The organism is Vreelandella azerica, assembly GCF_013112225.1.
GTDB lineage: Bacteria > Pseudomonadota > Gammaproteobacteria > Pseudomonadales > Halomonadaceae > Vreelandella > Vreelandella azerica.
In genome coordinates this window covers 114958-133964 of record NZ_JABFHI010000001.1, presented here as the reverse complement: position 1 = coordinate 133964, position 19007 = coordinate 114958, and the positions used below count along the sequence as shown (strand labels likewise).

Genomic DNA, 19007 nt, shown 5'->3' with positions numbered 1-19007 from the left:
AACACATAGGCCAGCGGCTGGCCCGCTAGCGTAACGCCAACTGCCGCTGTACAGGCGCAAAGCTACGCCGGTGTTCGGCCAGCGGGCCATAGGCTTCAAGCGCAGCCAGATGCTGCCGGGTCGGGTAGCCCTTGTGGCGGTCAAAGCCGTACTCGGGGTAGCGCTCATGCAGCGCCTGCATCTGCGCATCCCTGGCGACCTTGGCAATAATCGACGCTGCCGCTATGGCATGATGGCGGGCATCCCCTTTAACTACCGCCTGGCCCGGCAAAGCATGACCTGGCAGTCGGTTGCCATCCACCAGCAGGTATTCAGCGGCGGGCCTGAGGCCGTCAATCGCGCGGCGCATGGCCAGATGCGTGGCGTGATAGATATTCAGCTGATCGACCTCGGCGGCGCTGGCTTGTGCCACGCAATAGGCCAGCGCCTGGGTGCGAATCTGGCCGTCTAGTGAATCGCGTTTGCGCGCGGTCAGCTTTTTGGAATCACCCAGCCCATGAATGGGCCGCTGTGGATCGAGAATGACGGCAGCGGCTACGACGCTACCTACCAAAGGGCCACGCCCCACTTCATCCACGCCAGCCAGAAAACGCCCTTGGTAGCCAATCTCGATAGGCGGCCATTCGGGTGGCGCTTTGTGCGGCGCCTGTTGCGTTGGCTTAGCCATCGGCACTGACCTCGCAGAGCGGTTGGCCGGCGATCAAAGCTTCAATGGCATCGGCAGCGCGGCGGCTGGCGTTACGTTGCAGGTCGGCATGCATGGCGGCAAAGCGGGTTTCCAGGGCGCGTCGCGCTGTGTTATCGCCCAGCAGCTGCACAAGCTCGCTGGCAATGGCGTCTGGGGTCGCCGCCTCCTGAATCAGCTCGGGCACGATGCTCTCCTGGGCGATCAGGTTCGGTAGCGAAATCCAGCGGGTCTTAACCAAACGCTTGGCCAGCCAGTGGGTAGCAGGTGCCATCTTATAAGCCACCAACATGGGCCGATGACACAGCATGGCTTCAAGTGCGGCAGTGCCAGAGGTCAATAGTACGGCATCGCTGGCCACCATGGCCTCACGGGCCTGTTCCTGGATCACGACGATGCGCCCTTGTAAGGCTGGGAAATCAGCCAGCAGCGCGGTGATTTCCTGTGAGCGCTGGGGCGTGGCCGCAGGAATCACGACCTGCAAGGCCGGGTAAGAGTGACAGACCTTCTCCAGTGCCATCAGAAAGGTAGCGCCCATAAAGCGTATTTCGTTGGCCCGCGAGCCGGGCAGCAGCGCCAGCACCGGCTGATCGACCGTTAGCCCCAACGCCTCCCGGGCTCCTTGACGATCATTTTCCAGCGGCATTTCATCCGCCAACGGATGACCGACAAAACTGACCGGCACCTGATGCTGACGGTAGAAATCGGCTTCGAAGGGTAGCAGGGTCAGCATGCCATCGACCGCCAGGGCAATCTTTCTGACGCGCCCCTGGCGCCAGGCCCATACTGAAGGGCTGACGTAGTGCGCCGTGGTCACGCCGCTATCGCGCAGCTTGCGCTCCAGCCCCAGGTTAAAGTCAGGCGCATCAATGCCGACCATGATATCCGGCTGCCAGGCCAGGGCATCAATCAGCAGAGTTTTGCGCACTTTGAGCAGTTCAGGAAGGTGTTTGAGGACTTCAACCAATCCCATCACGGAAAGGGTTTCAAGCGGGAAGCGGCTATTCATGCCTAGACGCAGCATGCGCGGGCCGCCGATGCCGCGAAATTCCACCTCAGGATGGCGCAACTGTAACTCGCGTATCAGGCCTGCCCCGAGAATATCGCCGGAAAGCTCACCGGCCACCAGATAAACGCGCTTGATGGTCATCGTGCCTGCTCCTTGCCTATGACGTCTTATCGGCGTCGCTAGGCGTTAACGCACGATACCACGCGATGAGCGCTCGATAGAGGCAGCAAAACGCTCGATTTCAGGCAGCGTGTAACGTTCGCGCATGGTAGTCAGTGCTTGTTCAACGGTCAGCCCCTGACGGTAAACAAGCTTGTATGCATCGGTTAATGCATTGAGGGCTTCCCGGCTGAACCCTCGGCGCTTCAGGCCAACCAGATTCAGGCCGCGCGCCTCGGCGGGGTTACCGTTAATCATCATAAAGGCGGGCGTGTCCTTGGTGATGATGGAGCCACCACCTGCCATGGCATGTTCACCGAAATGGCAGAACTGGTGAACTGCTGACAGGCCACCCAGAATGGCGTGGTCACCGAGTGTCACATGGCCTGCCAGGGTTACCTGATTGGCCAGGATACAATCGTTGCCCACCACACAATCGTGCCCGACATGCACATAGGCCATGAACAGGTTGCGTGAGCCTATGGTGGTTTCTGCGCGATCCTGCACGGTACCTCGGTGCAGGGTAACGCCTTCACGGATGACATTGTCATCCCCCATCACCAGGCGCGTTGGCTCACCGGCATATTTCTTGTCCTGGCAGTCTTCACCCACCGACGCAAACTGGAAGATACGCGTTCTTTCGCCCAGCACCGTCGGGCCTTTGATGACCACATGAGGGCCAATGATTGAACCCGCGCCAATGGTGACATTGGGGCCAATAACACTGAAAGGCCCGACGTCCACGTCATCTGCCAGTTGGGCCGCTGGGTCAACCAGAGCAGTAGGATGAATCAAGCCACCTTCCTCTCAGCGCAAATGATCTCAGCTTCGCAGGCAAGCGCCCCATCTACCGTTGCGCGGCAGGCAAATTTCCAGATCCCCCGCTTGCCACGAATCACCTTGGCTTCGAGCACCAATTGATCCCCCGGCATGACCGGGCTTTTGAAGCGTACGTTATCACTGCCCACCAGATAATAGACATAGCCATCAGCGGGTAGCTTATTGACCGTTTTAAACCCCAGAATACCGCACACCTGTGCCAGCGCTTCAAGTACCAGCACGCCTGGCATGATGGGGTGATGCGGAAAATGGCCGTTGAAAAACGGCTCATTGATGCTGACATTCTTATACGCAACGATGGATTCACCAACGCTTAACTGCGTTACCCTATCCACCAGTAAAAAAGGATAGCGGTGGGGTAAATATTCGCGAATCTCGTTGATATCCATGACCATCGTAGCGACCTCTAATAACAAAAACCCTGGGCTTTACCCAGATACGTCCAACGCTCGCGCTGGCAAAGGGCGGGCATTATAACCCGCTAAAAGAACGTCTCAACCTTTCAGCGCATAATATGGTGTACGCCAACTCAGCCCTGATGGCGTTTTTCCAGCCTTGCCAGACGCTTAGCTATCTCATCAAGCTGTTTGAAACGCACTGCGTTCTTGCGCCATTGATGGTTGGCCATGGCGCCGGTGCCGGATGAATAGACCCCTGGCTTATGAATCGAGTTGGTCACCAGACTCATACCCGTCACCTGCACTCCATCACATAGGGTGAGATGACCAGACAGTCCAACACCGCCGCCCAGCATGCAATGCTTGCCTACTCGGGTAGATCCAGCAATACCCACACAGCCAGCAAGTGCAGTGTGGTCGCCAATATGCACATTGTGAGCAATCTGTACCTGGCTGTCGATTTTGACATCGTTACCGATGACAGTATCGCCTAGCGCACCACGGTCAATGCTTGAGCAACTGCCCACTTCTACATCATCGCCCAGAATCACACCGCCCAACTGGGCGATCTTGTGCCAGCCTGTGCCATCATGGGCAAAACCAAAACCATCAGCACCGATAACGCAGCCACTGTGCAAAATGACCCGTTTGCCGATTACCACACCGTGATAAAGAGTGACATTGGCATGCAGGTGCGAGCCTTCACCCAACTGCGTATCCGCACCCACAACGCTTCCCGGACCAATCACAACATTGTCTGCAAGTACCGCACCCGAGGCCACCACCGCATTGGCTTCGATGCGCACCCCTTGACCCAGCTTGGCATCTTCAGCCACGACGGCACTTGGGTGCACGCCAGCTTCAAGGCGATTAACGGCCAAAGGGTCAAACAGCTGCGATAGTTGGGCATAGCCGACATAGGGGTTGGCAATTTCCAGGCAGGCAACCGGGCAATCCTGTGCATAATCAGGATGCAACAATACTGCTGCCGCTCGGGTTGACGCCAAGTCTTTCACATAGGCGCGATTGGCTAGAAAAGCAACTTGATCAGGTCCAGCATCTTTGAGTGTCGCCAGGCCACTAACAGCGACGTTACCATCTCCCTTGACGGGAATATTGAGGTGGCGTGCGATATCTGCCAGCGTCATTGAAACCTGTGGGTGCGTCATAAAAACCCGTCATGCCAGTGATGCGACCAGGCCGCACCGAGGACGATTCGCTGTTTAGAGCGTGTTGAATATTTCAGTCACTTCATTGGTCAGATTGGGCAGATCCATGGAGGAATGCAACACCCCTTGCGGCTCAACCAGAATATCAATGCTGTGGCGTTGAATGACCTGATCAACTGCCTGCTCCAACTTGTCTTCAGATTGTTCCAGAAATGCCTGCTCTGAGCGCTGTTGGGCCTGTAAAACCTCTTGGCGCAGCTGCTGGAAGCGTGAACCTTTCTGCTGCAGCTCAGCAACCAGCGACTCACGCTGCGACTGCGCCATGGAATCACCCTGGCTCTGTAAACGTTCCTGCAGAGACTGTAATTCATTGGCCAGACTTTGTGCTTCGTTCTGCTTGGCACCAATTTCGTTTTCCAGCTGACTCAGTGATGACTGGGCTGATTGGGTATTCATCAATGCGGCACGCCAGTCCAGTACAGCCACTTCAGCGGCAGAAACCGTCTGAATGGGTAGGATCATGGCGGTCGAAACCCCCAGAGCGGCAATCAGTTTACGCATGATTAACTCCTTGTAGATATAAGTGCGTTGGGTAAGTCATCGCTAATCGCATAATTGCTGACATCGATGACTCGCTTCCATTAAGCGACAGGGTCGCGTCTAACTCGTTCCATGCTCGCTTGTTCCATGCTTGATACATGCTCACCATCAATGGCTCAGATCAATCTAGAATGACTGTCCCAACGAGAACTGGAAGAACTGGGTGTCATCACTTTCCTGGCTGTCCACGGCTTCAGCAAAACTGAAGGTCAGCGGGCCGACTGGCGTCAACCATGAGAAGCCAATCCCGACGCTCGAACGCAGATCGTTCAGATCAACGCCGGATGAGCAGCGCGACGTACCGGATTCAATCGCGTAGCAGTCAGTCAGGAAGGTATTACCTACATCATAGAAGAACGATGTCTGAAATGAGTTCTGGTCTTCGATAAACGGCAACGGGAAGATTATTTCAGCCGAGCCTTCTACCAGAACGTTACCCCCGAGGGTACCAGTACGCGTGCTGCCAGGAGGTGGCGTGGTTCGCTGACCCAGGGTATTGGCAGTAAAACCGCGCACCGAGCCCAGACCGCCCGCATAAAAGTTTTCATAGAAGGGATAAGGATCGTTACCGCCCAAGGTATCCGCATAGCCCAGGTTGCCACTGAACTTAAGCGACCACTGATCATCGTTATCTATCGGGAACAGCTTCTGAGCTCTTGCTCGGGCCTTATAATAGCTGGTGTCACTCCCCGGCGCGGCTGTCTCGATAGAAAGACGCTGGTAATTACCCGCCGTTGGCATGATGCCACGATTCAGGTTATTACGTGTCCAGCTGCCGGTCAGCTTCAGGCTCTGGGCACTATCGCCAACGTCAGTCACGTACTGGCGGATCTCCTGAGCCGTATCGTTATAAGTTTTGACAGTAATATCTTCAACGCTGGCCCCGAAGTTAACCCGCGATAATTCACTGACGGGATAGCCAAAGTTGATACCCGCACCGTAGGCATCCGTTGAGTAGGTGGAAATATCGGAATCTTCGTAATCCGTCTCCCGGTAGAAGACATTATAGCCCCGTGAAATACCGTCCTTTGTCCAGTAAGGGTCGGTGAAACCGAAATTGACACTAGTAAAGGTATCGCTGCGCTGCGCGCCAATATTGACGCGGTTACCGCTTCCCAGGAAGTTGTTCTGGGATAAAGCAGCGCCGTAAATCACCCCGGCACTCTGCGAAAAACCGACGCTGGCAGAAACAGACCCCGACGGTTGCTCCTTGACTTCATAGGTGACGTCCAGCTGATCAGGCTCACCAGCCACCCGACGGGTGTCGGCTCCTACTTCACTGAAAAAGCCCAAACGCTCCAACCGCACTCTCGATTGGGCGATAGCGTCGGTTGAAGCGGGTGCGCCCTCCATCTGGATCATTTCACGGCGCAACACTTCGTCTTCTGTGGTGGTATTACCCACAAACTCAATGCGACGTATATAGGTACGCTGCCCTGGGTTGACGCCAATCACCAGATCAACTGAGGTGCCGTCAGTGGCCAGTTGCGGCCGACCCTCTACCTCGGCAAAGGCAAAGCCTTCTGCGCCCAGGCGCTGGCGAATCGCCTCGGTTGACGCATTCAAATCGCGGCGCGAAAAATTTCACCCTGCTCAATCTGCAACAGTGAACGAGCTTCCGATTCACCAATTTGCAGATCGCCATCAAAACTGATCTCCCCTATCCGATATTGCTCACCCTCATCCACATTGAGAGTCACAAATATCTTGTTTTTTTCTGGGCCAATGGACACCTGGGTAGAGGTCACCTCAAAGCCAGCGTAGCCGCGATCCAGATAGTAAGAACGCAAGCGTTCAATATCACCTGCCAGTGCTTCACGGGAGTATTTGTCGTTTGAAAACAGGCCAAAGAAGAAACCCGGCTGATCTTCAAGCTCAAACTGGTTCAGCAGGGTTTCATCATCGAAGGCCTCGTTACCGACGATATTAATCTGATGAATCCTGGCAACTTCACCTTCACGAATGTTGATATCGACTTGGACGCGACCCTCATCAATCTGGTCGACACTTGTTTCAATGTTTGAGTTGTAGCGCCCTTGAGACTGGTAGACGCCTTCCAGTTCGCGCTGTATCTCTTCCAGCGTTGAAAGCTGCAGCACCTGACCTTCTGAAAGCCCCGCTTCGCTCAGGCCACGGCGCAGGTCAGCATCAGCAATCTGTTCGTTTCCTTCGATATTCAGGCGAGCAATGGTTGGCCGCTCTACTACCTGAATCACCAGCACATCCCCTTCACGGGCCAAAGAGACATCGTCGAACAAGCCAGTTTCGAACAGCCGCCGCGCAGCATCAGAGAGCGTACGTTCATCTACCGTATCACTGGCACTGACCGGAAAGGCGTTGAAGACCGAAGCGGCAGATACGCGCTGCAGCCCTTCTACACGAATGTCGGAAACGTCAAAAGATTGTGCTTTGGCACCGCTGGCCGCGGCCAGCAGTAAGGCCGCCATCCCTAGTGTTTTGATTTTCATGCAGTCAGTCCGCTCGCTTTGGTCTGCCGTTATTCTTCCAGACAGGCACCATATACATTTGTGTAGGGGGATGACAAGTTGACTTACCCTCTACACACGTTATTAATTGCTCACGCCACTCTGAGTTAACGCTATACGACCCATGCTATCCACCTCACTACCAGAGGCGCATCAGATCAAAATAAAGCGCCATAATCATCAGGGTGCCCACCATGGTGATACCGATTCGCAGCCCAATCGCCTGAGCCTGCTCAGAAACAGGCCGCCCACGAACCACCTCCACCAAATAGTAAAGCAAATGCCCACCATCCAGCACAGGAATAGGCAGCAGGTTGAGTACCGCCAGACTAATCGACAAGTAGGCAATAAAGCCAACAAAGGCTTCCAACCCTGCTCGCGCTGAATCGCCGGAAATCTGTGCGATAGTGATCGGCCCAGACAGATTAGAGGGAGAAATCAGCCCCACCAGCATCTTGCGAATAGCGTCAACAGTAAGGAGCGACATCTCGCCCGTTTTGGCAACCGCCTGCCCCATAGCGTCCAGCGGGCCATAGCGGATTTCACGGCGCAGCTCTTGCGGCCAGGTGACAGGCTCGGCCCCCGCTCCGATATAGCCAATCTCAGTACCGTCAGCCTGAGGGTTGGTGCCCGGCGTCAGGGTCAGCGATTGCTGATCGCCGCCACGCTCGATCTTCAATGACAACTCTTCCCCAGCGCTCACCCTGACGATATTGACAAAATCCATCCAGTTACTGATCGGAGTGCCGTTGACGTCCACAATCCTATCACCTACCTGAAGCCCGGCCCGGGCGGCGGCTTCGCCCTCCAGAATCTGGCCAAGCACCGCAGGCATATCTGGCCGCCAGGGTTCAAAACCCAGAGTACCAAATGGCTGCGGCGGATTCTGGCGAGCCAGAAAGTTATCCACCTCAAGACCGTAAGTGCGTACCTGTTCAGACCCTTCGGGGCGGGCACCAATTTCCAACCGGCCATCGTAGCCGATCAAGGCAACCAGCTTGAGATTGATCTCATCCCAGGCGCGTACCGACTCACCCTGAATGGCAACAATTTCATCACCGCGCTCAAGCCCGGCCTCAGCGGCAGGTGAAGCTGGTGTAACATCGCCGACCAAGGGAGCTACCGTGGTGGTTCCCGCCACAAAAATGGCCCAGTAAGCCACTATAGCCAGCAGGAAATTGGCCAATGGACCCGCGGCCACAATGGCAATACGCTGCCAGACATTTTTGCGATTGAACGCTTGATCAAGCTGCTCATACGGCACCGGCCCCTCACGCTCGTCAAGCATCTTGACATAGCCCCCAGCGGGATAGCGGCAACGGCAAATTCTGTTCCATGGCGGTCAGTGCGTGACCAGAAAGGCTTGCCAAATCCTACCGAAAAACGCAACACCTTGACACCGCAGCGCCGGGCCACCCAAAAATGGCCGAATTCATGAAAGGTCACCAGCAGACCCAGGACGACAATCACCGCCAATATATTCTGAATCAGGCCCACACGTTTCTCCTCTGACCACCGTTACCGAGATGTTTCCGAAGCCGTTAACAAAACCACTAACGAAGCCGTTGAATAATGCACTGTTGTGCAAGCTTTCGTGCGCGCCGATCTGCATCAAGCACCGTCTCCAGGCTATCAACGGTAGAGGTGAGCGATTGATCAAGCACTGATGCCACAATATCGCCAATGCTGATAAACCCCAAGCCTTGCTCCAAAAAAGCTTCTACAGCCACTTCATTGGCCGCGTTGAGGATAGCCGGCGCTGTTCCGCCTGCCTGCATGGCCTCACGCGCCAACCCCAGACAAGGGAAATGCTGCTCATCGGGCGGCTCAAAATCCAGCTGCGCTACCTGAAAAAGATCCAGTGTCTTGACGCCTGCGTCTATCCGCTCAGGCCAAGCAAGTCCATAGGCAATCGGCGTGCGCATATCCGGATTACCCAGTTGAGCCAGCACGGAACCATCATGATAAGCCACCATGGAGTGAATCACGCTCTGGGGGTGCACAACCACACAAATCTGTTGCGGCGTGGCATCAAACAACCAGCAGGCCTCTATCAGCTCCAACCCCTTGTTCATTAAGGTAGCACTATCAACGGAGATCTTGCGGCCCATCGACCAGTTGGGATGAGCACATGCCTGATCAGGGGTCACATTTGCCAGGGCTTGCTGACTCCACCCACGGAAAGGACCACCGGAAGCCGTTAACAGCAGCTGTGAAATGCCGTGTTGTTCAAGACCACCACGATGCTGGAGAGGTAGACACTGGAACATAGCATTATGTTCAGAATCGATAGGTAAAAGTGTTGCCCCAGAACTTTCAACGGCCTGCATAAAAAGAGCGCCGCTCATCACCAACGCCTCTTTATTGGCCAGCAGCACCCGTTTGCCACTTTGCGCGGCTGCCAGAGCCGGTAATAAACCCGCTGCACCGACAATCGCCGCCATCACAATATCTACGCCGGGGGCCGATGCGACGACGCTATGAGCCTCGGCCCCCGTCTCAACCAATGTCTTCACCCCAGCACTTGCCAGCTCGTTACGCAACCACTGACCATCGTCTGGTGAGTTCAATACTGCTATCTGCGGACGATGAACCAGACACTGAGCCAATATAGCTTCACGCGAGCAGTTAGCTGTCAAGGCGTAGACACGGTAGCGCTCAGGGTGAAGCGCAATGACCTCAAGCGTGCTGGTGCCGATAGAGCCAGTAGAGCCTAGCACGGTGACCCATTGTTGAGTGCTCATAAAACGACTACCAATGGATAAAGAAGAGCAAAGAGAGGAACGGCAGCAGTCAGACTATCAATCCGGTCAAGCACTCCGCCGTGGCCTGGCAACAACTGGCTGGAATCCTTGATCTGTCGGTGACGTTTCAACATGCTTTCAAGCAAATCTCCCAACACAGACGCCAGCGTTACAATTAAAGTTATCAGCACAAGTAGGCTGCTGCCTACAATCCCTAACTGCTGCCAGGCACCAAACACCAGCGCCAGCAGCAGGGTCGCCAGCATGCCACCTGCCACGCCTTCCCAGGACTTTCCTGGGCTGACGCTGGGTGCAAGCTTGCATCGCCCCCAGGCACGACCGGCAAAGTAAGCGCCGATATCCGCGAACCATACCAGCAACAGCACAAACAACAGCCAGACGCTGCCTACTGTTTCCAGCACATTAAACCCTACCCAACAGGGCAGCAGCACCCACAAACCCATTGCCAAACGCCGTGATGGTGCCTGCCAATGGGCCTTTTTTTCTGGGTAATGAGTCACCCAATACAGGTTGACCAGCCAGCCCAGTGCTCCTAGCCATAAAAGCCAGCCAGCTCCCTCACCGCCAGCCAGCCAGAGCAGCAGCATCAGGGCGGTCATGGCCACCACGCAAGCAGCGCGCCAGGCTGGCGTAGTAACACCCGCCAGATTGCTCCATTCCCAGCTTGCCAGCAGCACAATCAAGGCTGTAAACAGCGCGTAGGCGTTACCTTCAAGGCCAAACAGACCCGCTAACACCAAGGGCGCCAGCCAGGCGGCCGTAATGATTCTTTGCTTAAGCACCCTGAACCTCTATCTGTTGCCCTGTCATACCGAAACGCCGCTGCCGCCGCGCAAAGTCTGTAAGCGCCTGATCAAAGGCATTGGCATCAAAATCGGGCCACAGTAGCGGTGAAAAATATAGCTCTGCATAAGCCAACTGCCACAGCATGAAGTTGGAAAGACGTTGTTCACCACTGGTTCGGATACATAAATCAATCGGCGGTACCTGATGTACTCCCATGGCTTCATTCATGCGGTTTTCATCAATTTCGTCAGGCGCCAATCTGCCCTCGGCTACCTGCTGGGCCAGCTTACGTGCTGCACAGGCAATTTCCCATTGGCCACCGTAATTGGCTGCCACGACCAGGTGCATACCGCTGTTGTCAGCCGTCATTTCCTCGGCCCGACGGATTTGCTTTTGGATGGCATAAGAAAACCCTTGCCGATCACCCAGGACAGTCAGCCGGATAGCATGCGAATGAAGCTTTTTGACTTCGCGTTTTAGCGCCATCAGGAAAAGCTCCATCAGGGCGTTGACTTCAGGCACGGGCCGCTTCCAGTTTTCACTAGAAAAGGCAAACAGACTCAAGGTATTAATGCCCTGCTCAGCAGCACGCCGCACGACACTGCGAACAGCCTCAGCACCAGCGTGATGACCACGCACACCCGCTAAACCACGTGCCTTCGCCCAGCGGTTGTTGCCATCCATAATGATGGCAACATGAGAAGGACGCGGCAAAGACACCTCTTCATCGCCATGGGCAGTTGGCTGTTTATGTGGAAGCAGCGGTGATGTCATGAGGTTTTTCACCAATAGTCATTCATCCAAGCGGCCCTGAAAGCCGCACGGGCAGCCAGGCTGCCCGTGACGTTAATAGCTATGCGTTACACCTGCATCAGGTCGTGCTCTTTTGCAGCCAGCGCCTTGTCGATTTCCGCAACGAACTTATCCGTCAGCTTCTGGATCTCGTCTTCGCCCTGACGCTGATCATCTTCGGTGATCTCTTTATCTTTCAACAAGGATTTGAAATCACCGTTGGCATCACGGCGCACATTACGCACAGCAACCCGAGCATTTTCTGCTTCATGGCGGGCCTGCTTGATGTAACCCTTGCGAGTCTCTTCGGTCAGCATCGGCATCGGCACACGAATCACTGCCCCTGCACTGGCAGGATTAAGCCCCAGATCAGACGTCATGATGGCTTTTTCAATCTTGGGCACGATGCCCTGTTCCCAGGGAGAGATCGTCAGCGTTCGTGCATCTTCCACATTGATCGAGGCGACCTGACTCAGCGGCACTTCACTACCGTAATATTCGACGGTGACAGAATCCAGAATACTCGGATGCGCGCGCCCGGTGCGAATCTTGTTGAAATTGGTATGCAGCGCTTCCACGCTTTTTTTTCATGCGCCCTTCTGCATCTTTCTTGATTTCGTTAATCACCCTATTCACCTCTGTCTATCAAAGTGCCTTCCTTACCCCCAACCACCAGGTTAAGCAGGGCACCAGGCTTGTTCATATCAAATACCCGCACTGGCATATCATGGTCACGTACCAGGCAGATAGCGGTCAAATCCATAACGCCGAGCTTCTGTTCCAGCGCATCATCATAGGAAAGGCGGTCGTATTTCACCGCATCGGCATGCTTGACGGGGTCTTTATCATAGACGCCATCAACCTTGGTGGCCTTGATCACTACATCAACGTCGACCTCGATACCCCTCAGGCAGGCCGCCGAATCAGTGGTAAAAAACGGGTTGCCGGTGCCGGCAGAAAACAGCACAACATCACCGGATGTCAGGTAGCGGATGGCGGTGCGTCGGTCGTAATGCTCTACAACGCCGCTCATCGGAATAGCCGACATCACCCGGGAGCGGATATTGGAGCGTTCCAGAGCGTCCCGCATGGCCAGCGCATTCATGACGGTCGCCAGCATCCCCATATGATCGCCTGTCACTCTATCCATGCCCGCTTCATTCAACGCGGCACCACGAAACAGATTGCCGCCGCCGATGACCAGACCCACCTGAACACCAATACCCACCAGTTGACCGATTTCAAGTGCCATGCGGTCAAGCACCTTGGGGTCTATCCCAAAATCGTGCTCACCCATCAAGGCTTCCCCGGAAAGCTTAAGCAAAATACGCTTGTATTTCGACTTTGAACCCTCAGGTTTCTTATTGGGAATAACAGCAGTCAAAGGCTCATTTGCATCGTGGGACATGGAATTTCTCCTTGGCAGGATATATTAGGCAGATTGAACGGCTGAATCTGGCGGCAGCACTGACCCGTGCACCCCATGCACATGAAACATAAAAAAATACGTAATGTAACATACGCTAACATTATACCTATATCAGCTGATACCCGCATGAAACATACGCATAAATAGATTATATACATGGCGGCACAGCAAAACGCCAAGGCCGGATACGCAAAGGCGTGCGCAACTGCGCACGCCATCACTGTCTGAAACTTGCGACCTTAACTACGGCCTGCCTGTTCCATTACTTCTTTGGCAAAGTCAACTTCTTCTTTCTCGATGCCTTCGCCAACTTCAAAGCGCGTAAAACTCATCACTTCACCACCGGCCGCTTTTGCATACTCAGCGACAGACTGGTTAGGATCCTTGACGAAAGGCTGTTCGGTCAGGCTGTTTTCAGCCAGGTACTTCTTGAGGCGGCCCTGAACCATCTTTTCAGCAATGTTTTCCGGCTTACCGGCCATATCCGGCTGAGCGAGAATGATCGCCTTCTCGGTATCCAGGTGTTCCTGCGGCATATCTTCAGGACGGGCAACGGCTGGGTTGATGGCTGCCACGTGCATGGAAATATCCTTAGCAGCGTCAGCATTACCGCCTTTCATGACGGTCAACACGCCAATGCGACCACCGTGGACGTATTCACCCACCAGGTTGCCTTCGCCAGCGTTAATAACGGCAGCGCGGCGTACACTAATGTTCTCGCCGATTTTCTGTACCAGCTGCTCACGCACGACTTCCAACTCACCGTCCATCACGGCGGCAACGTCTTCACTCTTGGCAGCAAAGAAGGCGTCTGCAATCTTGGCAGCAAAATCCTTGAAGTTGTCGTCACGGGCAACAAAATCGGTTTCAGAATTGATTTCGACCATAACGCCATAGCTGCCATCTTCTGCAACACGCGTAACAACAGCGCCTTCTGCAGCAGTACGGCCAGCTTTTTCGCGGCTTTAAGGCCGGAATTCTTACGCAGGTTTTCGATTGCCACGTCGATATCGCCGCCCGCTTCGGTCAGTGCTTTTTGCACTCCATCATGCCAAGGCCGGTACGTTCGCGCAGTTCCTTCACCTGAGAGGCACTGATAGCTGCCATGATAATTCACCTCTGATCTAATGGGATCTAGACAATTAAAGATAAGGTCCGCCTGAGCGGGAAAAAGGGGGCCCAGGCCCCCTCCTGATGCGATGCGGTGCAGCGCACCTCATCTTGTGGCGGCCAGGATCACTCGGCAGCCGCGCTGTTTTCTGCGTCAGCAGATGTCTGTTCAGCGTCCGTCACTTCAACGAATTCGTCAGGACGGCCTTCTTTGGCACTGGCGCAGGCATCGGCGATGGCCTTGACGTAAATCTGGATCGCACGGATGGAATCGTCGTTACCCGGAATGACGTAGTCGACGCCATCAGGGTTGGAGTTGGTATCCACCACGCCGATAACCGGAATACCCAGCTTGTTCGCTTCGTTGATCGCGATACGCTCATGATCAACGTCGATAACGAACATGGCATCAGGCAGACCGCCCATGTTCTTGATACCACCAATGGAACGCTCAAGCTTTTCCTGCTCGCGGGTCGCCATCAGGACTTCTTTCTTGGTCAGCTTCTCGAAGGTGCCATCTTCGTGCATGGTTTCAAGATCGCGCAGACGTTTAATGGACTGGCGAATAGTCTTGAAGTTGGTAAGCATGCCGCCCAACCAGCGATGGTTGACGAACGGCTGACCTACACGGTTGGCTTCTTCCTTGATGATCTTGCTGGCGCTACGCTTGGTACCGACAAACATGATCTTGTTGTTGGAAGCAGCCATCTTTTCAACCACGTCGATCGCTTCATTCAGCGCCGGCAGCGTGTGCTCAAGGTTGATGATGTGAATCTTGTTGCGCGCACCGAAGATGTATTTACCCATCTTCGGGTTCCAATACTTGGTCTGGTGACCGAAGTGAGCGCCTGCCTTGAGCAGGTCACGCATATTGACGTGTGCCATGATAAAACTCCTGAAAACTCGGGTTAGGCCTCCATACACCCCATGGATCCGACCAGAGACGCTACCGGATAAGCTCAGCTCTTGGCTAAACGCATCGCTCTGCAATAACACCAGCCATAAAAGGTTGTCGGCACGGTGTTGCAGGTAAGCAGCACGCAAAGGCACCCGGGACCATGTGACGGTGCATGTGTGTTTTAAGGCTTGCGGTTTGGATAGCGTGCACCATTGCACGCCACCTGTAATGCACTTCGGCAATCACCTGCAGCGATCAATCGACCAAGAATGCGGTTGGCGATTGCAGTGAAGCGCGCAGCTTTATACCATAGATCCAGATCAAGATGAAGCCGTAACGCATTACGTGGCTCACCCTACAGCCCGTTTTATTGTGTGAAATAACACCCTACACCATCGAGACCTCATGAACGTTCCGATTAAAACGCCTGCTGAAATCGACAAGATGCGCGAAGCTGGCCGCCAGGCGGCTAGTGTTTTCGAAATGATCACACCGTATGTCAAAACAGGCGTCTCGACGGGTGAGATTGACCGTCGCTGCCATGAATTTATTGTTAATGAACTAGGTTCCACACCCGCACCGCTTAATTACCACGGCTTTCCCAAGGCGACCTGCACATCCATCAATCACGTGGTATGCCATGGCATCCCCGACGATGGCAAGAAGCTTAAAAACGGCGACATCATGAACCTGGATATTACCGTCAAGACAGCGGACGGCTATCACGGCGACTCCAGTGTCATGTTCGTAGTGGGCGAAAGCATTCAGGGCGAACGCCTCAGCCGCGTGACCCAGGAATGTCTGTATAAAAGCATGGCTGCCATCAAGCCCGGCGTGCATCTTTCCGATCTCGCTCGGGTCATCCAGAAGCATGCAGAAGGCCACGGCTATTCCGTGGTTCGCGATTTCTGCGGGCACGGTATTGGCGCAAGCTTTCATGAAGAGCCCCAATTTCTTCACTATGACGGCTACGCCCCCGACGCCGATATCGCCCTTGCTCCCGGCATGTGCTTTACCATCGAGCCGATGATTAACGTAGGCGGCTATAAAACCAAGGTGCTGCGTGATGGCTGGACGGCGATTACCAAGGACCGTAGCCTGTCGGCACAATGGGAGCACACCTTGCTGGTGACCGAGAGCGGCGTGGAAGTATTAACCGCTCGCAATGATGAAGACCTGAGCTTTTGAGCGCCTGATGCTACTTCACCATTACCGCTTTGAACCCGACCGGTCGCTTCTCGACCTGGATGCCTTTCGCGCTGAGATGGTGGGGTCGCGCTCACCCATAGCGCCCTTCAAGGCTGCCCTGCGGGAACTTCAGGAACGCCTGGATGAGCGCTTCCGGGCGGGTGCTGATATCCGCGACTTGGTACGTGGGCGCGCCTGGTACATGGATCAACTGCTGGCCATCGCCTGGGAGCAGCATGCCTGGCCGGATGACGGCGTTGCCCTGGTGGCCGTCGGCGGTTATGGACGCGGGGAGCTACACCCGCATTCCGATATCGATTTACTTCTGCTGCTTGAAAACGATGACGATGCGCCCTATCGCGAGCCGCTGACTGCTTTTATTACCTTTCTGTGGGATGTCGGCCTGGATATTGGCCATAGTGTTCGTTCACTCAACGACTGCGAGCGGGAGTCGAAAGACGATGTGACCGTGATCACCAACCTGCTTGAATCACGCCTGATTGCTGGCCCCAAGCGGCTGCGCCAGGCCGTGCGCCAGCGCTTGAGCGCTGATAGGCTGTGGCCGGCCGACCGCTTTTTGAAGCCAAATGGCAGGAGCAAATTGCCCGTCACTACCGTTACAACAACTCTGAGTATCATCTCGAGCCCAATCTCAAGAGTTCGCCGGGCGGGCTGCGCGATATCCAGATGATTGGGTGGGTGGCCAAGCGTCATTTCGGCACCGAAAAATACGCGGATATCGTCGCTAACGGCTTTATGAACGACGCTGAACTGCGCATTCTCAGCCAGGGCCAGGCCTTCCTGTGGCAGGTGCGCTATGCCCTGCACATGCTGACGGGCCGTGCTGAAGACCGCCTGCTGTTTGATCACCAGCGCACCATTGCCGAACTTTTCGGTTTTCGTGATAACCCCGAGCGCCTGGCCGTCGAGCAGTTCATGAAGCGCTACTACCGCCATGTTACTGCGCTTGCCGGGCTCAACGACATGCTGTTGCAGCATTTTGATGAAGTCATCCTGCGCGGCCAGCAATCTCTGGAAACGGTGGTACTCAACGAGCGCTTCGAAACCAAGGGCGGCTATATTCAGGCGCGATCACGCACCCTGTTTCGCGACAAGCCATCCGCCATGCTGGAGCTGTTTCTGATGATGGCCCAGCACCCGGAAATTGAAGGGGTACGCGCTGACACCATCCGCCTGATCCGCGACCACCGCCATCAGATCGATGACCACTACCGGGAAGATCCGCTGCATCAACGCCTATTCCTCGCTCTGCTGCGCTCTCCCGGCAATGTGCCACGTCAGTTACGCCGCATGAACCGCTACGGCATCCTGGGTAAATACCTGCCGGAATTTGGCCGTGCGGTCGGCCTGATGCAGCATGATCTGTTTCATATCTACACCGTGGATGCCCACACCCTGCGGCTGCTCAAGTTCCTGCATGGCTTTCGCAAAGCGGAATGCAAGAAAGAGTTCCCCGTGGCCGCCGCGCTTATGCCACAACTACCCAAGCTTGACCTTTTGTGGATTGCCGGGCTGTTTCACGATGTGGGCAAGGGTCGCGGCGGTGACCATTCACTGATTGGCGCCTATGATGTTGAGCAGTTCTGCCTGCGCCATCGCATTTCAAGCCCCGATACCAGCCTGGTTCGTTGGCTGGTGGAGCATCATCTGCTGATGTCGATGACCGCCCAGAAACGTGACATCACCGACCCGGACGTGATCCGTGACTTTGCTCTGACGGTGCGCAACGAAACCCGCCTGGATTATCTGTATGTGCTGACCGTCGCTGATATCAACGCCACCAACCCTACGTTATGGAACGGCTGGCGCGCCTCCCTGTTACGCCAGCTTCACGCTGAAACTAAGCGGGCCTTACGACGGGGGCTCAAGAACCCACCTGACCGCGATGACTGGGTACGCGAAACCCGTACGGAGGCACGCTCACTGCTGAATACCATGGGCATTGCCTCGGAACAGATCGACCCCCTGTGGGATTCCCTCGGCGAAGACTACTTTCTCCAGTACGCGCCCAGTGAAATTGCCTGGCAGACCCAGGGCATCCTTGCCCATCAGCCGGAACAGCTCCCCCTGGTACTGATCAGCGCCCCGGCCAAAGGCATGACAGAAGGCGGCACCAAGGTGTTTATTCACACCCGCTCGGTGGACGACCTGTTTGCGGCCACCGCCGCCGCCATGGAACAGCTTGGGCTGTCCATTCATGATGCACGTATTGCGACCTCCAATAATGATTGGACGCTGAATACCTTTATTGTGCTGGACCATCAGGGTCAGGCTATCTCGGATCCGGAACGCATCGAGGAGATGCGCCGCCATCTGGTCGAGGAGCTTGACGACCCGGATGACTACCCCAATATTATATCGCGCCATACGCCGCGCCAGCTCAAGCACTTCAAGGTCACCACTGAGGTGCTGATCGAACAGGACCCGGCCAACGAACGCACCTTGCTGGAACTCAGCGCCCCTGATCGCCCTGGCCTGCTGGCCCGCGTCGGGCGTATTTTCATGGAGCAGGATATCGCCCTGTCCGCGGCCAAGATCGCCACCCTTGGCGAGCGGGTCGAGGATGTCTTCTTCATCACCACCAAGGCCGGTGAACCACTGACCGACCCTGAACGCCAGCAGCAGTTACGTGAACGCCTGATCGACGTGCTCAGCGTCTGAGCGTGCTGGCG

The 19007-nt window shown here is 55.3% G+C and carries 14 protein-coding genes and 4 pseudogenes; 2 read left to right on the top strand and 16 right to left on the bottom strand.

Features of this window, described 5'->3' with window-relative positions; all coding sequences use genetic code 11:
- Positions 1–25 precede the first annotated feature (25 nt).
- The 16 genes and pseudogenes from rnhB to rpsB form a co-directional block, all read right to left on the bottom strand.
- Positions 26–667 carry a ribonuclease HII gene (rnhB, locus tag HLB35_RS00675; RefSeq protein ID WP_171701137.1) on the bottom strand — a complete coding sequence of 214 codons (642 nt, stop codon included), beginning with the start codon at positions 665–667 and terminating at the stop codon, positions 26–28.
- The gene (lpxB, locus tag HLB35_RS00670) at positions 660–1835 is read right to left on the bottom strand and encodes a lipid-A-disaccharide synthase (RefSeq protein ID WP_171701136.1); all 1176 of its coding nucleotides are present in this window, start codon (positions 1833–1835) and stop codon (positions 660–662) included. The genes rnhB and lpxB overlap by 8 nt, the downstream gene beginning before the upstream one ends.
- Before the next feature lie 45 nt (positions 1836–1880).
- Positions 1881–2648: an acyl-ACP--UDP-N-acetylglucosamine O-acyltransferase gene (gene lpxA, locus HLB35_RS00665; RefSeq protein ID WP_171701135.1), complete on the bottom strand. Its 768-nt coding sequence runs from the start codon at positions 2646–2648 to the stop codon at positions 1881–1883.
- Complete coding sequence (gene fabZ, locus HLB35_RS00660) at positions 2645–3088, bottom strand: 3-hydroxyacyl-ACP dehydratase FabZ (RefSeq protein WP_171701134.1); 444 nt, start codon at positions 3086–3088, stop codon at positions 2645–2647. The genes lpxA and fabZ overlap by 4 nt, the downstream gene beginning before the upstream one ends.
- 134 nt (positions 3089–3222) lie before the next feature.
- Positions 3223–4260 (bottom strand): UDP-3-O-(3-hydroxymyristoyl)glucosamine N-acyltransferase, encoded by a 1038-nt coding sequence (gene lpxD / locus HLB35_RS00655; protein WP_171701133.1) that lies wholly within the window; start codon positions 4258–4260, stop codon positions 3223–3225.
- Between the two features lie 54 nt (positions 4261–4314).
- On the bottom strand, positions 4315–4821 hold the full coding sequence (locus HLB35_RS00650) for an OmpH/Skp family outer membrane protein (RefSeq protein ID WP_171701132.1): 507 nt from the start codon (positions 4819–4821) through the stop codon (positions 4315–4317).
- 165 nt (positions 4822–4986) lie between these two features.
- Positions 4987–6426, bottom strand: coding sequence for an outer membrane protein assembly factor BamA (gene bamA, locus HLB35_RS18675; RefSeq protein WP_422822398.1), 1440 nt, complete (start codon positions 6424–6426; stop codon positions 4987–4989).
- A complete protein-coding gene (locus tag HLB35_RS18670) occupies positions 6423–7328 on the bottom strand; it encodes a POTRA domain-containing protein (RefSeq protein ID WP_422822397.1) in 906 nt (301 codons plus the stop codon). Before HLB35_RS18670 ends, bamA begins: the two co-directional genes overlap by 4 nt.
- 157 nt (positions 7329–7485) lie before the next feature.
- Positions 7486–8843, bottom strand: a pseudogene (gene rseP / locus HLB35_RS00640) (RIP metalloprotease RseP).
- Positions 8844–8899: 56 nt separating this feature from the next.
- A complete protein-coding gene (gene ispC / locus HLB35_RS00635; protein ID WP_171701131.1) occupies positions 8900–10090 on the bottom strand; it encodes a 1-deoxy-D-xylulose-5-phosphate reductoisomerase in 1191 nt (396 codons plus the stop codon).
- A complete protein-coding gene (locus HLB35_RS00630; protein ID WP_171701130.1) occupies positions 10087–10893 on the bottom strand; it encodes a phosphatidate cytidylyltransferase in 807 nt (268 codons plus the stop codon). Before HLB35_RS00630 ends, ispC begins: the two co-directional genes overlap by 4 nt.
- Entirely contained in the window at positions 10886–11671 is a 786-nt protein-coding gene (uppS, locus tag HLB35_RS00625) for a polyprenyl diphosphate synthase (protein ID WP_171701129.1), read from the bottom strand. Before uppS ends, HLB35_RS00630 begins: the two co-directional genes overlap by 8 nt.
- Before the next feature lie 86 nt (positions 11672–11757).
- Positions 11758–12316 (bottom strand): annotated as a pseudogene (gene frr, locus HLB35_RS00620) (ribosome recycling factor).
- Position 12317: 1 nt separating this feature from the next.
- The gene (pyrH, locus tag HLB35_RS00615; RefSeq protein WP_171701128.1) at positions 12318–13097 is read right to left on the bottom strand and encodes a UMP kinase; all 780 of its coding nucleotides are present in this window, start codon (positions 13095–13097) and stop codon (positions 12318–12320) included.
- A 260-nt stretch (positions 13098–13357) separates the two neighbouring features.
- Positions 13358–14225: pseudogene (gene tsf / locus HLB35_RS00610) on the bottom strand (translation elongation factor Ts).
- Between the two features lie 129 nt (positions 14226–14354).
- A complete protein-coding gene (gene rpsB / locus HLB35_RS00605) occupies positions 14355–15113 on the bottom strand; it encodes a 30S ribosomal protein S2 (protein ID WP_171701127.1) in 759 nt (252 codons plus the stop codon).
- A 418-nt stretch (positions 15114–15531) separates the two neighbouring features.
- Here rpsB and map point away from each other — a divergent pair, with 418 nt between their 5' ends.
- Both map and HLB35_RS00595 read left to right on the top strand, forming a co-directional pair.
- A complete protein-coding gene (gene map / locus HLB35_RS00600; protein ID WP_171701126.1) occupies positions 15532–16314 on the top strand; it encodes a type I methionyl aminopeptidase in 783 nt (260 codons plus the stop codon).
- Positions 16315–16321: 7 nt separating this feature from the next.
- Positions 16322–18996: pseudogene (locus tag HLB35_RS00595) on the top strand ([protein-PII] uridylyltransferase).
- The last annotated feature ends 11 nt before the right edge of the window (positions 18997–19007 follow it).